Source organism: Pseudoalteromonas lipolytica (assembly GCF_900116435.1).
Taxonomy (GTDB): domain Bacteria; phylum Pseudomonadota; class Gammaproteobacteria; order Enterobacterales; family Alteromonadaceae; genus Pseudoalteromonas; species Pseudoalteromonas lipolytica.
Genome location: NZ_FPAZ01000005.1, coordinates 102,371 through 116,866, shown reverse-complemented (window position 1 = coordinate 116,866; position 14,496 = coordinate 102,371). Strand labels below are relative to the sequence as shown.

Annotated in this window: 12 protein-coding genes; all 12 read left to right on the top strand. The window is 42.0% G+C overall.

The genetic code is table 11. The annotated features are described in order from the left end of the window. Positions 1–35: 35 nt before the first annotated feature. The 12 genes from rsmD to BM378_RS06330 all read left to right on the top strand — a co-directional run bounded on the left by rsmD (position 36) and on the right by BM378_RS06330 (position 14,480). Positions 36–653, top strand: coding sequence for a 16S rRNA (guanine(966)-N(2))-methyltransferase RsmD (gene rsmD, locus BM378_RS06385; protein ID WP_036971010.1), 618 nt, complete (start codon positions 36–38; stop codon positions 651–653). A 145-nt stretch (positions 654–798) separates the two neighbouring features. Continuing rightward, positions 799–1,014, top strand: coding sequence for a 30S ribosomal protein S21 (gene rpsU / locus BM378_RS06380; protein WP_002957797.1), 216 nt, complete (start codon positions 799–801; stop codon positions 1,012–1,014). A 21-nt stretch (positions 1,015–1,035) separates the two neighbouring features. Further along, positions 1,036–1,482, top strand: coding sequence for a GatB/YqeY domain-containing protein (locus tag BM378_RS06375; protein ID WP_036971016.1), 447 nt, complete (start codon positions 1,036–1,038; stop codon positions 1,480–1,482). Between the two features lie 135 nt (positions 1,483–1,617). Continuing rightward, positions 1,618–3,369: a DNA primase gene (dnaG, locus tag BM378_RS06370; protein WP_036971774.1), complete on the top strand. Its 1,752-nt coding sequence runs from the start codon at positions 1,618–1,620 to the stop codon at positions 3,367–3,369. A 123-nt stretch (positions 3,370–3,492) separates the two neighbouring features. Then, positions 3,493–5,346, top strand: coding sequence for an RNA polymerase sigma factor RpoD (rpoD, locus tag BM378_RS06365; protein WP_036971019.1), 1,854 nt, complete (start codon positions 3,493–3,495; stop codon positions 5,344–5,346). Between the two features lie 66 nt (positions 5,347–5,412). After that, a complete protein-coding gene (prmA, locus tag BM378_RS06360; RefSeq protein WP_036971022.1) occupies positions 5,413–6,294 on the top strand; it encodes a 50S ribosomal protein L11 methyltransferase in 882 nt (293 codons plus the stop codon). A 260-nt stretch (positions 6,295–6,554) separates the two neighbouring features. After that, a complete protein-coding gene (gene dusB / locus BM378_RS06355) occupies positions 6,555–7,526 on the top strand; it encodes a tRNA dihydrouridine synthase DusB (protein WP_036971025.1) in 972 nt (323 codons plus the stop codon). Between the two features lie 21 nt (positions 7,527–7,547). After that, the gene (fis, locus tag BM378_RS06350; protein WP_002957804.1) at positions 7,548–7,838 is read left to right on the top strand and encodes a DNA-binding transcriptional regulator Fis; all 291 of its coding nucleotides are present in this window, start codon (positions 7,548–7,550) and stop codon (positions 7,836–7,838) included. A 241-nt stretch (positions 7,839–8,079) separates the two neighbouring features. Continuing rightward, entirely contained in the window at positions 8,080–9,666 is a 1,587-nt protein-coding gene (gene purH, locus BM378_RS06345) for a bifunctional phosphoribosylaminoimidazolecarboxamide formyltransferase/IMP cyclohydrolase (RefSeq protein WP_065978124.1), read from the top strand. A gap of 96 nt (positions 9,667–9,762) precedes the next feature. Further along, on the top strand, positions 9,763–10,584 hold the full coding sequence (locus BM378_RS06340) for a class I SAM-dependent methyltransferase (protein WP_065978125.1): 822 nt from the start codon (positions 9,763–9,765) through the stop codon (positions 10,582–10,584). Positions 10,585–10,600: 16 nt separating this feature from the next. After that, positions 10,601–11,887, top strand: a complete 1,287-nt coding sequence (gene purD / locus BM378_RS06335) for a phosphoribosylamine--glycine ligase (RefSeq protein WP_074988838.1) — start codon at positions 10,601–10,603, stop codon at positions 11,885–11,887. 94 nt (positions 11,888–11,981) lie between these two features. Further along, complete coding sequence (locus tag BM378_RS06330) at positions 11,982–14,480, top strand: EAL domain-containing protein (protein ID WP_065978127.1); 2,499 nt, start codon at positions 11,982–11,984, stop codon at positions 14,478–14,480. The last annotated feature ends 16 nt before the right edge of the window (positions 14,481–14,496 follow it).

Below are 14,496 nucleotides of genomic sequence, written 5' to 3'. Positions count from 1 at the left end.
AGCTGGGGGTCAGTTACCAATAATTAGTGAGTTAAATGAGAAAAAAATCAACAGCTAACCGCCAAGTAAACGCTAGCAATAATAAATCAGCAAATGGCTTTATCCGTATTATTAGCGGACAATTTCGTGGCAGAAAACTTCCTGTTAAAGATGTACAAGGTTTACGTCCAACGACTGATCGCATTAAGGAAACCGTGTTTAACTGGTTAATGCAAGATACGCGTGATGCAGCGGTCCTTGACTGCTTCGCAGGTTCTGGCGGGTTAGGATTCGAAGCGTTGTCACGCTTTGCTAAACGTGCTGTATTTTTTGAGCTTGATAAAAGTGCTGCATCTCAACTTATACAAAATATAAGCACCCTCAAACTTGAAAATGCCACAATTAAACAGGGCGATAGCCTCGCATTATTGGCAAATAATTCGCTAGATGAGCAGTTTGATCTTGTTTTTGTTGATCCGCCATTCCGACAAAATTTAGCTGAAAAAAGTTGTTTATTACTCGAATCAAATCAATGGTTAACTGAGCAAGCGTTGATTTATGTGGAAGTTGAAAGTGAGCTAACCAGCTTCACTCCCCCAGATAACTGGCTGCTTTTAAAGGAGAAATCTGCAGGGCAGGTAATTTGTCGTTTGTATCAACGAGAGCCAAATTAATACTGTTTAGCCGCCTCAGTTTCTGTTAATATTATTCTTTACATGTGGTGTTGCTTCGGATTACAATACCGCACCATTTTTGAACCACTTGATCGTTATTCGATCAACTTGAGCAACGCTCATTATTTAGGTAGGTGAATTTTTAATGCCAGTAATTAAAGTAAGAGAGAACGAACCGTTTGACGTAGCACTTCGTCGCTTCAAGCGTTCATGTGAAAAAGCAGGTATCCTTTCAGAAGTTCGTCGTCGCGAGCACTATGAAAAGCCAACAGCTGAGCGTAAGCGTAAAAAAGCTGCTGCAGTAAAGCGTCACATGAAGAAGCTTTCTCGCGATAACGCACGTCGCGTTAAATTATACTAATCAGTATTTGGTCTTGTATAAATGAGCCTTTTATTAACGCTAAAAGATGCGCAAAAAGATGCGATGAGAGCAAAAGACAAAGACCGTCTTAAGCCAATCCGCATGGTGCTTGCTGCAATCAAGCAACGTGAAATTGACGAGCAAATCACGCTAGACGACGACGGAATTACCGCTGTTTTAGTGAAGCTTGTAAAACAACGTCGCGACTCTTACACCCAGTATATTGATGCGGGTCGTGAAGATTTAGCAGAAATTGAAGCCAATGAGATTAAAGCTCTTGAAGAATTCTTACCTCAACAATTGAGTGAAGAAGAAATCATTGCTCTTATTGACTCGGCTATTGCTGATACAAACGCAGCAGGTATGCAAGACATGGGTAAGGTAATGGGAGTAATCAAAAGCAAAGCCGAAGGTCGTGCCGATTTAGGTAAGATTTCTGGCTTAATCAAGCAACGATTAACTGCCTAACCCCCACATACAGACGTATGATTCAAGCAAACCGAGCCTAGTGCTCGGTTTCTTGTTTTTAGTCTTTCATAAAGAGAGTAATTGTGTTCAAATCTCACTTTAGAACGCAAAAATAGCGCAGGAAAAACAACAGCTATGGCCGGAAAAATCCCTCGACAATTTATTGATGATTTGCTCGCTCGAACTGATATTGTTGAGCTAATTGATTCAAAAGTTGGCCTAAAAAAAGCCGGGAAAGACTACCAAGCATGTTGCCCTTTTCACAACGAAAAAACCCCGTCATTTACTGTTTCTCAAGATAAACAGTTTTACCACTGCTTTGGTTGCGGAGCGAATGGTAATGCCATTTCGTTTGTCATGGAATACGACAAATTAGAGTTTGTTGATGCTATTGAAGAGCTGGCTAGTATTCTAAATTTAGACGTACCACGTGAGCAAGGCACTAGTTCAGGTCCACAGCGTACCGCTGAGCAAAAACGTTCCGATTACGATTTAATGCTTCATGCCGCCCGTTTTTATCAGCACCAATTAAAACACCATAGCAACTCAAAAGCGGTAATTGATTACATAAAAGGCCGTGGCCTAAGCGGTGAAACCGCTAAAAAGTTCATGATTGGTTATGCGCCAAGTGAATGGGAAGCACTGTGCCAGCAATTAGGCCGAAATAAAGAGCAAAAAGAGCAATTAATTGAGCTAAAACTCGCGTCTGAAAAGTCGCCGGGTCGCCAATTTGACTTTTTTCGTGATCGGCTCATGTTTCCTATTCGTGATAAGCGAGGCCGGGTTATTGCCTTTGGTGGTCGCGTGATGCAAGCCGATCAAGGTCCAAAATACCTTAACTCTCCTGAGACACGTATTTTCCACAAAGGTTTTGAGCTTTATGGTCTATACGAAGCTAAACAAGCACATAAGAAACTTGAACATATTTTAATTGTTGAAGGGTATATGGATGTGGTTGCCTTAGCAGAGCAAGGCATTGAATACGCTGTAGCAGCACTTGGCACAGCAACCACAGCTGAGCACATGCACACCTTGTTTAGAACCACTGATAAAGTGATATGCTGCTATGATGGTGACAGAGCGGGTCGTGATGCAGCATGGCGCGCACTCGAAAATGCCCTACCTTATCTAGCTGATGGCAAATCACTTCAATTTGTCTTTTTACCTGACGGTGAAGACCCCGACTCATTGGTACAAAAAGAAGGAAAAGAGGCATTCGAAGCACGCCTAGCAGAGGCCGATGATTTCAGCAAAGTGTTGTTCAGCAAGCTAAGCCAAGAGATTGACCTAACGAAAGACGCTGGCAAAGCAAAGTTACTCAGTGATGCCTTACCTTTAATCGAAAAAATACCGAGTGAATTTTACCAAGAAAATATACTGGAACATTTAGGCCGATTAATTGGTCGTACACGAGAGCAATTGAGTAATCGGGTTAAAACCCCGAAGCAGCAACATGCAATTGAGCGTAAATTTAAAATAACGCCGATGCGTCAAGCTATAGGTATTTTATTGCAGCATCCGAATCTAGCAACGAGCATCGCTTACATGCCTGAACTTGCTGAAATGAAAATTGCCGGCATTGAGCTATTTTTACGGATACAGCATTTAGCACGTGAACGACATGGTATTACAACCGCGCAAATCTTAGAATCGTTCCGAGATAGCGCTGAATATGATGCATTAGTGAAATTAGCAACTTGGCAGCATCAAATAAATGACGATCGTTTAGAGACAGTTTTCAAAAATACTTTTAAATTTATTGAAGACCAGTGTTTAAATTATCGACTAGAGACCCTATTAATAAAAGACAAGACCCAAGGCTTAAGCAGCGAAGAACGGCTAGAATGCCACTTACTGACGCAAGCGTTAAAAGGCAGCAACAGCTAGTCAGAATTGAATAAAGCTGTTATACTGTGCTATTCACTGCGTCTAGTTAGTTTTCGTGTCGCTTATTTTTTAAGCGAGCTGGCGCCTGTTGTATCAACTTTCAGAGTGGAAGAAAAAATCTCTATGGATCCAACTCCTCAGTCACAATTAAAGCTTCTGATTCAAAAAGGTAAAGAGCAAGGTTATTTAACTTTTGCAGAAGTTAATGATCACCTTCCACAAGACATTATCGACTCAGATCAGGTAGAAGATATCATTAGCATGATTAATGATATGGGTATCAAGGTAAGTGAAAACGCGCCTGATGCCGATGAATTAATGATGCAAGAAACAACGACAGACGAAGACGCAGCAGAAGCCGCGGCCGCTGCACTTGCGACTGTAGAAAAAGAGATCGGTCGAACGACTGACCCTGTGCGTATGTACATGCGCGAAATGGGTACTGTTGAGCTACTTACGCGTGAAGGCGAAATTGTTATCGCCAAGCGTATTGAAGAAGGTATCAACCAAGTTCAGATTTCTGTTGCTGAATACCCTGAAGCAATTACATATCTACTCGAGCAATGGGACAAGTTTGAAGCAGAAGAAATGCGCTTAAGCGACATTATTTCTGGTTTCTTTGATCCTAATAATGAAGACGAATCACAAATTTCTGCGACTCACATCGGTTCAGATCTAAATGAAGAGCAGCTCGACGACGAAGACGACGATGACGACGACGACGACGATGATGACAGCGATGATGATGCAGATGGTGACACAGGTCCAGATCCTGAAGAAGCACGTGTCCACTTCGAACATTTGCGTGAGCTTTACAATAAAGCACGCGATACATTCGAAGCAAAAGGCCGCTCACACCCTGATTCACAAGCTGCTATTTTTGAAATCGGTGAACTGTTTAAAACATTTAAACTAGTTCCTAAACAGTTTGATCGCATGGTAAACAACATGCGTGAAATGATGGATCGCGTTCGTGTACAAGAACGTCTTATCATGAAGCAAGCTGTACAAATTGCGAAGCTACCAAAGAAAAACTTTGTGAAGCACTTCGCTAACAACGAAACAGACACTGCTTGGATTGATCTTGAAATTGCTGCAAACGAGAAGTACTCAGTAGCACTTGAAGAAGTAAAACCAGAAATAATTCGTTGTATTAGCAAGTTATCTGCAATTGAAGAAAGCACTGGCTTAAGCATTGAGCGTATTAAAGATATCAACCGTCGAATGAGCATTGGTGAAGCTAAAGCGCGCCGTGCAAAGAAAGAAATGGTTGAAGCCAACTTACGTCTTGTAATTTCAATTGCGAAAAAATACACCAACCGTGGTTTACAATTCTTAGACCTTATCCAAGAGGGTAACATTGGTCTAATGAAAGCGGTTGATAAGTTCGAATATCGCCGTGGTTATAAGTTCTCTACTTATGCAACATGGTGGATCCGTCAAGCAATTACGCGTTCAATTGCTGACCAAGCGCGTACCATCCGTATTCCTGTGCACATGATTGAGACGATCAACAAGTTAAATCGTATCTCTCGTCAAATGTTACAAGAGATGGGCCGTGAGCCGAGCCCAGAAGAGTTAGCTGAGCGTATGTTAATGCCTGAAGATAAAATTCGTAAGGTACTTAAAATCGCTAAAGAGCCAATTTCGATGGAAACTCCTATCGGTGATGATGAAGATTCGCACTTAGGTGACTTCATTGAAGATACAACCATTGATTCGCCAATTGATTCTGCAACAATGGAATCTCTTCGAGGCGCAACCAATGACGTATTAGCAGGTCTAACAGCACGTGAAGCTAAAGTACTGCGTATGCGTTTCGGTATCGACATGAACACCGACCATACTTTAGAAGAAGTAGGTAAACAATTTGACGTAACACGTGAACGTATTCGTCAAATTGAAGCGAAAGCGTTACGTAAATTACGTCACCCTTCTCGCTCAGACTTACTAAAAAGCTTCTTAGATGCTAAATAAATAGCATTATTAATATATTAACTAAAAGGCCGCTGTTGCGGCCTTTTTTCTATTTGAGAGACGACCATGGCTTGGATCCAAATTCGCATAAATGCAAACGCTGATAATGCCGAGATGATCAGCGACTTACTTATGGACACTGGCAGCGCATCGGTTACTTATGTTGATGCGAAAGACACCCCTATTTATGAACCAAAACTTGGTACAGTACAACTGTGGGCTGATACCACGGTGATTGGTTTATACGATGCTAATCATGATATGGACAGCGTCGTAGCCGTACTTAAGGCTGAACCGACGCTCGCTGACAAACTCGTATACAAAATTGAGCAACTTGAAGACAAAGACTGGGAACGTGAGTGGATGGATAACTTCCACCCGATTAAGTTCGGTGAGCGCTTATGGATTTGTCCAAGCTGGCGTGATATTCCAGAACCGGATGCAGTCAATGTATTGCTTGATCCTGGTCTTGCTTTTGGCACGGGCACACATGCAACGACAGCGCTATGCTTAAAGTGGCTAGAAAGCCAAGATTTAACCGGAAAAACGGTCGTCGACTTCGGGTGTGGCTCAGGTATTTTAGGAATTGCAGCGATCAAATTAGGTGCTGAACGTATGATCGGCATCGATATTGATCCTCAAGCAATTGAGGCCAGTCGCGATAATGCTGAGCGCAATGGTGTTGCAGACAAGCTCGAAGTGTATTTACCTGAAGATCAACCTGATTTTAGTGCTGATGTGGTTGTTGCGAATATCTTAGCACAACCTCTTAAAGAGCTTCATGAAGTCATTTTGGGACTATTAAAGCCCAACGGTAAAATTGCTATGTCGGGTATTTTAGAGGAACAAGCACAATCTGTTGCCGATGTTTACGCACCGTTTTTAGCACTTGACGAGATTGCTGTTGAAGGTGAATGGACACGTGTTAGTGGTACCAAAAAGTCATAATACACATCTGAACATTTAATAGGTAAAGCCAGTATTTAACAGGCTTTACCTTATTTTTACACTCTTCAATTTGTTATCTATTTTCACGCGAATTTTTTTCTGGTTAAATAACAAACAAATCAACCCGCCCGTCAAACTGTTATCAAAAGTCAATACAAAATAGGCAAAAAAAAGTCACTTTTGTTCAATTTATAGCCTTTGATTTTTGCAAAAAAAGCCGTAAACTTAGCGCCCCTTGAAAAGAGGCCTATTGAATAACAGTGCGTATCGGTTCATACCAACTTGAGAACAACGTAATTGTCGCGCCAATGGCAGGCATTACAGACAGACCATTTAGACAACTTTGCCGTCGCTTAGGTGCGGGGCTTGCGGTATCTGAAATGCTCTCGTCAAACCCAAAAGTGTGGAAAACCGAAAAGTCGATGAACCGTATGGATCACAGCGGTGAATCGGGTATTCGCTCGGTGCAGATTGCCGGAGCCGATCCTGAGCTTATGGCACAGGCAGCACAATTCAATGTTAGCAACGGTGCACAGATCATAGATATTAATATGGGGTGCCCAGCTAAAAAAGTGAATAAGAAACTCGCAGGCTCAGCCTTATTACAGTTTCCTGAATTAGTGGAAGAGATACTCGATGCAGTTGTTAATGCTGTCGATGTCCCTGTCACCTTAAAAATCCGTACTGGATGGGATCAGGATAACCGTAATGGTGTCGAGATTGCGAAAATAGCTGAACGTTATGGCATTGCTTCTTTGGCTGTACATGGGCGTACGCGCGCATGTATGTACAAAGGTGAAGCAGAGTACGCCACGATTAGGGATATTAAACGTTCAGTGTCGATCCCTGTCGTTGCCAATGGTGATATTACATCACCAGAAAAAGCAAAACAGGTTTTGGATTATACGGGTGCAGATGCCATTATGATTGGTCGAGCCGCCCAAGGTCGCCCTTGGATATTTAGGGAGATAGACCACTATTTGCGAACTGGAGAACATTTGCCAGCACCTGAAATTGCAGAGGTGCGTAGCATTTTGATGGAGCACTTAGCAAACCTTCATCAGTTTTACGGTGAGCCAATGGGAGCGCGTATCGCTCGTAAGCATGTATCTTGGTATTTGCAAACCCATGACAGTGACGGTCAGTTTAGGCGAGTATTTAATGCGTTAGATAACCCACAGGCACAAGTCGACGCATTAGAGCAATACTTTAAAACACTAGCAGCTAACTAAGAAAGAAAGAGACATATAACGATGTTCGAACAAAACGTGACTTCTCCATTTATCACAAACCCTCATGTACAGTCACACGAGAAACCACAGCCGTTGCGTGATGCAGTGAAAAAAGCGGTTCATCACTACTTGAAGCAACTTAATGGTCAAGACGTACAAGACGTATACGACCTTGTTCTTTCTGAGCTAGAAGCACCATTACTTGAAGAAGTAATGACGTACACGCGTGGTAACCAAACTCGTGCAGCAATCTTACTAGGTATCAACCGTGGTACTTTACGTAAGAAGCTTAAAAAATATGGCATGAACTAATACCGTTATATTGAAATCGTAATCATTCTAGCGCCCTGTCGTTTTAATAGGTTACCAATCCAATACAACGCGAGTATGTGGGTCACTGCATACTCGACAAAAAAGCACCTTAGGGTGCTTTTTTTATAACCGTTAAAAACTATGCAAATTCCTCACGCTTAAAACATCGTTTTCTCAGCAATATTCAGTTAAAATACCGCCTTTCTAAGCTAGCTCAAACATTGAGGTAATCAAAACTACAATGGATACACATCGTCCAATTCGTCGCGCACTATTAAGTGTGTCAGATAAAACCGGTATCGTTGAATTTGCTCGCGCTCTTGAAGCTCAAGGCGTAGATATTTTATCAACAGGCGGTACTTGCAAATTACTTGCTGATAATGGCATTAAAGTCACTGAAGTATCTGACCATACTGGTCACCCTGAGATCATGGATGGTCGCGTAAAAACACTTCATCCAAAAATTCATGGCGGCATTCTTGCGCGTCGCGGCCAAGATGAAGATGTAATGAGCGAGAACAATATCTCTGCTATCGATATCGTTGTAGTTAACTTATACCCCTTCGCAAATACAGTTGCGAAAGAAGACTGCAGCCTTGAAGATGCAATTGAAAACATTGATATCGGCGGTCCAACAATGGTGCGTGCTGCAGCGAAAAACCACAAAGACGTGACTATCGTTGTTAATGCGAAAGACTATGACCGTGTAATCAGCGAAATGCAAAGCAACAATGGCTCAACAACGTATAAAACACGTTTTGACCTAGCGATTGCTGCGTATGAGCACACAGCACAATACGATGGTATGATTGCAAACTACTTCGGCAAAATGGTTCCTGATTATACAGAGGAAGCTGCTGAAGAGACTAAATTCCCTCGTACAATCAACATGCAATTCACTAAAAAGCAAGACATGCGCTACGGTGAAAATTCACACCAAGATGCTGCTTTCTATGTTGAAAATGACGTTGCAGAGGCATCTGTTGCAACTGCAGTACAACTTCAAGGCAAAGCATTATCATTCAATAACATCGCAGATACGGATGCTGCATTAGAGTGTGTTAAAGAATTCGACGTACCCGCCTGTGTTATCGTAAAACATGCGAACCCATGTGGTGTGTCTATCGGTGAAAATATTCTTGAAGCTTACGACCGTGCATTCAAAACTGACCCTACATCAGCATTTGGTGGCATCATTGCTTTTAATAAAGAGCTAGATGCAGACACAGCCGAAGCGATTGTTTCTCGTCAATTCGTAGAAGTTATCATTGCTCCTAAAGTATCAGAAGCCGCAGCACAGATCGTTTCAGCTAAACAAAACGTACGTTTATTAGAATGCGGTGAATGGTCTGCCAAGACAACAGGTCACGATATCAAACGTGTTAATGGTGGTATCTTAGTTCAAGACCGTGATTTAGGTATGGTAACCCAAGGTGACCTTAAAGTTGTTACTAAGCGTCAGCCTACTGAGCAAGAATTAAAAGACTTATTATTCTGCTGGAAGGTTGCAAAATTCGTTAAGTCAAACGCAATTGTTTACGCTCGTGACGGTATGACTATTGGTGTAGGCGCCGGCCAAATGAGCCGTGTTTACTCAGCGAAAATTGCAGGAATTAAAGCAGCTGATGAAAACCTTGAAGTAAAAGGCTCTGTAATGGCATCTGATGCATTCTTCCCGTTCCGTGACGGTATTGATGCAGCTCGCGACGCTGGTATCACAGCGGTTATTCAACCTGGTGGTTCAATGCGCGATGAAGAAGTTATCGCGGCAGCTGATGAAGCGGGTATGGCAATGGTATTTACTGGTATGCGCCATTTCCGCCACTAATCACATAAAGGGTTAAGCAAATTGTTTAACCCTTTTTGTTTGCTACTAATTCACGTATTCTGATTATTAATAACCCTAAAAATGAAGGAATAGATGATGAAATTTGCCGTAAAATCGCTACTTGTTGCAAGCCTAGCACTTGCATCTGCACACGCACTCAGTCACAACCATGAATCAGCGCTTACAAGTGCTGTACAATCAAGTGAACGTGACGCTAAAAACAGCGCGCGCGATACATATCGCCACCCTATTGAAACCCTTGAATTCTTTGGTTTCAAACCGACAATGACAGTGGTAGAAATTGCCCCTGGTGGTGGTTGGTACAGCGAAATCTTAGCGCCGGCTGTAAAAGGTCATGGCGTCTATTACGCGGCACATTTCCCAGCTGATTCAGAAGTCGGTTATTATCAACGTTCATTAGCGGGTTTTAAGAAAAAGATGAGCGATGATGCACGTTTTAGTGAAGTGAAACTCACTGAATTTGCTCCCATTACTCACCTTGATATTGCCCCAGCCGGCAGTGCTGACTTAGTACTCACATTTAGAAATGTACACAACTGGTACATGGGTAAAGAGAAAGAAGGCACCTTAAGTGCATTTAAAGCATTTTATAAAGCACTTAAACCTGGTGGCACACTAGGCGTTGTTGAACATCGCCTTCCTGAATCTCGTAGTGATGACGATCAGAAATCTTCAGGTTATATGAAACAAAGCTATGTGATTGATATTGCAAAACAAGCAGGCTTTGAACTGGTAGCAACTAGTGACATTAATGCAAACCCACTCGACACAGCAGATCACCCTAAAGGGGTATGGACATTGCCACCACGCTTAGCGCTTGACGAACAAGACGCTGCAAAATATAAAGCGATTGGTGAAAGTGACCGCATGACGCTGAAGTTTAAAAAACCGCTTTAAATAGGATTATTTCGCCATGAATGTACTTGTCATCGGCAGTGGCGGCCGCGAACACGCACTTGCGTTTAAGGCTGCCCAAAATAGTAAAGTAAACACGGTATTCGTTGCGCCAGGTAATGCTGGTACGGCACTAGAGCCAAAACTTGAAAACGTTGCAATCAATGTTGAAGACCTTGAAGGTCTTGTTACATTTGCAAAAGAAAACGCTGTAGAGCTCACCATTGTAGGTCCTGAAGTGCCATTGGTACTGGGTGTTGTTGATACATTCCGTGAACACGGTCTTGCTATCTTCGGCCCTACAGCTGGTGCGGCACAACTGGAAGGCTCAAAGTCATTCACGAAAGACTTTTTAGCACGACACAATATTCCAACAGCTGATTATCAAACATTTGAACAAATCGACCCTGCTCTTGCTTATTTAAAAGAAAAAGGCGCTCCAATTGTTGTTAAAGCAGACGGCTTAGCGGCAGGTAAAGGTGTTATTGTTGCAATGACTGAGAGCGAAGCTGAAGAAGCTATCCGCGACATGCTTGCAGGTAATAGCTTTGGTGAAGCGGGTAGCCGTGTGGTTATCGAAGAGTTCTTAGAAGGTGAAGAAGCGTCTTTCATCGTCATGGTTGATGGTAAAAACGTATTGCCATTCGCCACAAGCCAAGACCACAAACGTGCTTACAATCGCGATAAAGGTCCAAACACTGGCGGTATGGGTGCATACTCACCTGCCCCCGTTGTTACAGATGAAATTCACCAACGTGTTATGAATGAAGTGATCAACCCTACGGTTGAAGGTATGGCGCAAGAAGGCCACCCTTACACTGGTTTCTTGTACGCAGGTTTAATGATCACTGCAGACGGTACACCAAAAGTGATCGAGTATAACTGTCGTTTTGGTGATCCTGAAACACAACCAATGATGCTGCGTTTGAAATCAGATCTTGTTGAATTAATTGAAGCGGCTAACCGTGAAGAATTAGATAAAACAAGCATTGAATTTGATCCGCGTGCAGCAGTGGGTGTTGTTCTTGCAGCGAAAGGTTATCCTGGTGATTACCCGAAAGGTGATGCAATTAACGGTTTACTTGTTAATTACCCTGAAGGCGAAAAGGTATTCCATGCTGGCACTAAGCAAGATGGTGATGCGGTTGTAACCGCGGGTGGTCGCGTATTATGTGCAACCGCACTAGGTAATACGGTAACCGAAGCACAGCAACGCGCGTATAAACTAGTTGAGCAAATCAGCTGGGACGGTATGGAGTATCGCACCGACATCGCTTACCGTGCTATTGCACGTGAACAGCATTAAGGTCGAACCTGTACCCTTGTGAAAAAAGCGCAGTTTAACTGCGCTTTTTTAATGCTACACTGTAGTAAAGTATTAATTTGTTAAAGAACCCATTTTGAATAATAAAGCGCTGAAATATCATTTTGTTTCATTTTTTATTCTTGCAACTTTGTTTTTTATCATCACGACTTTGTCGACTCACCTTGCAAGCCCTACTCGTTATACTATTGATAAAACAGCGCCTGTATACACCCACACAGCTTACCGTATTGACGACACTGAATCATTAACCCTTAAAGAGTTCCTTTCTGAGCCAAAGAAATTAATTGAGCAACCCTTTGAGTACATAGAATGGGATTTAGCGGCAAAAGATTACTGGCTCAAGCTAGACCTGGAAAATAGACAATCGAAAGCAATTGATTTATTTATCCACTTCGACAATCCCATGGTTGACTATTTAACCCTGTTTGAATTGGATGCTGATCAAAAGCTGATCAAAAAAACGAGATTAGGCGATAAAGTTACGGGGCTTAACTTATTTCAGTACAGTACGCCTCATGCGTTACTCACATTACAGGCTAACGAACAAACAACTCTGGTTGTAAAAATTGATACGGTTGGTATCAGCAAAACACCCATCAAAATTTATGGTAAAAACGAATTTCAACACCTCATTCGCTCACAAGTGGGGATTTGGGGGATATTTATTGGCGTGCTTATCATGGCGGCCCTTTATAACTTAGTGTTATTTTTTGGTATTCGTGACCGTGTTTACCTAATTTACATTGGTTATATCATTTCAGCCTTATTACTTATGGGCTCAGTACTGGGTTTTGGTTTTTATTTATGGCCTCTTTCATGGCAACTATTTTTTAATGAACACGTCGTTTTTAGTAACTATGCCATTGCCTTTTTCACGGTCGCATTTTGCACCATGTTTTTGCGTTACCACAAAGACAACTGTCGGCTCTACAAACTCAGCATTAGCTTTTTAGCCTTACTGTTCAGTTTTAGCTTAATTAGCTTCTTTATGTTGGAGTACCATTCGTCAAAGATTTTCTTTGCCTTAATGGTGCCGCTGTATATTTTATGTATTTGCATGATTTACAAAAAGCTCGTGAGTGGCTTTCGTTGGGCAAAGTTTTATGTGATGTCATGGGTCCCGTTAATAATAGGTGCTGCTGTACAACCACTCGAATTAACGGGTTTTATCCCTTACAGTTTTGCAACTCGCCACCTATTTTTAATTGCGATTTTATGCGAGATCGTATTAATGGCAATGGCTTTGGCCGACCGTGTACGGTACCAACGAGAGAAAGCGCTGTATCATGCGACTCATTCGCAGCAAACAAAATTACTTAATCAGGCCATGTTAAAGCAAGCCTACATGAGAATGATAAATGAGCATAGAAACGCCAACTTATGCTTGTTAAAAATCGAGCAGTTTAATGCCTTAATGAGCATTTTAAATCCGACCCAAAGCAGTCATATCATTACCACAGTTGCTAAATCTTTAGAGCACCAACTTAGCAAACAAAGACAGTTTATAAGCTTAGAATCCTCACTGGATACCGCCCCAAAGGTAGCCGATTTAGGCAACGGCATACTGGCTTTTGTTTCAACCAAAATTCAACCGCAAGACGAGCTCAACGAAGAACTCAATACGCTTTGCAAACAACTGCCAAAGCAGTATCAAATATCAGGGCTAGATTTACAGCTTTATTACCGCTTCAGTATTACAGAACCTGTGGAAAATGATGGTTTTGACTCTTGGTTACAACGCGGCTATTTAGGGCTGTCACAAAAGCACCAAAATACAGATACAACCGCCCCACATATCGACATGGATTTAAGTTTAGCGGTGTCATTACAACACGCGATTCGCAGCAACTCTCTCGCCATTTACTTGCAACCCATTGTCAATTTACGCACCGGAACTATCGTGGGTGCTGAGGCGCTATTGCGCTGGCCATCAGCCGATAAGCACCTTGATATTGAGCAACTAATTTTACTTGCTGAACGCACAGGCCTTATCAACGAGCTAAGCTTATGGGTTATCGAAAAAGCATGTCAGACAGTGGCAAAACTGAATCAACAAGGCTATTACGATCACACGATTAGTGTGAATTTAAGTGCTAAAAATTTAGCCATTCCTAAATTAATCGAAAAAATCGAAAACAGTATCTTAAAGCACGGGGTTTCTGCTGCGCAGTTAAAATTTGAGTTAACTGAATTTGCACTGATAAAAAATCACACTGATATGGTGCGTTTCGTAAATGAATTAAATAAATTAGGAAGCCAAGTGATTCTTGATGACTTTGGTACAGGCTACTCTTCATTGAATTATTTAGTTAATTATTCATTTAGTACCATTAAAGTTGATAAGTCATTTATTCTCGACCTTACCAACAACGAGACACACCAAGTTATCGTTAAAACAGCCATTGATATGGCTCATAACCTGGATATGAATATCACCGTTGAAGGCATTGAGGATCAAACGACAGAACAGTTATTAATTAAAATGGGCGCCGACCAAGGACAAGGTTTTTATTACAGCAAAGCGATTCCATTCGATGAGTACCTGTCGTTAATTGCCACACATTCTAAATAGAGCATGTTACACTAGC

Bases quoted from the DNA above. Each gene is read 5' to 3' on its own strand.
- rsmD (WP_036971010.1), top strand. From the start codon at position 36: ATGAGAAAAAAATCAACAGCTAACCGCCAAGTAAACGCTAGCAATAAT.
- rpsU (WP_002957797.1), top strand. From the start codon at position 799: ATGCCAGTAATTAAAGTAAGAGAGAACGAACCGTTTGACGTAGCACTT.
- BM378_RS06375 (WP_036971016.1), top strand. From the start codon at position 1,036: ATGAGCCTTTTATTAACGCTAAAAGATGCGCAAAAAGATGCGATGAGA.
- dnaG (WP_036971774.1), top strand. From the start codon at position 1,618: ATGGCCGGAAAAATCCCTCGACAATTTATTGATGATTTGCTCGCTCGA.
- rpoD (WP_036971019.1), top strand. From the start codon at position 3,493: ATGGATCCAACTCCTCAGTCACAATTAAAGCTTCTGATTCAAAAAGGT.
- prmA (WP_036971022.1), top strand. From the start codon at position 5,413: ATGGCTTGGATCCAAATTCGCATAAATGCAAACGCTGATAATGCCGAG.
- fis (WP_002957804.1), top strand. From the start codon at position 7,548: ATGTTCGAACAAAACGTGACTTCTCCATTTATCACAAACCCTCATGTA.
- purH (WP_065978124.1), top strand. From the start codon at position 8,080: ATGGATACACATCGTCCAATTCGTCGCGCACTATTAAGTGTGTCAGAT.
- BM378_RS06340 (WP_065978125.1), top strand. From the start codon at position 9,763: ATGAAATTTGCCGTAAAATCGCTACTTGTTGCAAGCCTAGCACTTGCA.
- purD (WP_074988838.1), top strand. From the start codon at position 10,601: ATGAATGTACTTGTCATCGGCAGTGGCGGCCGCGAACACGCACTTGCG.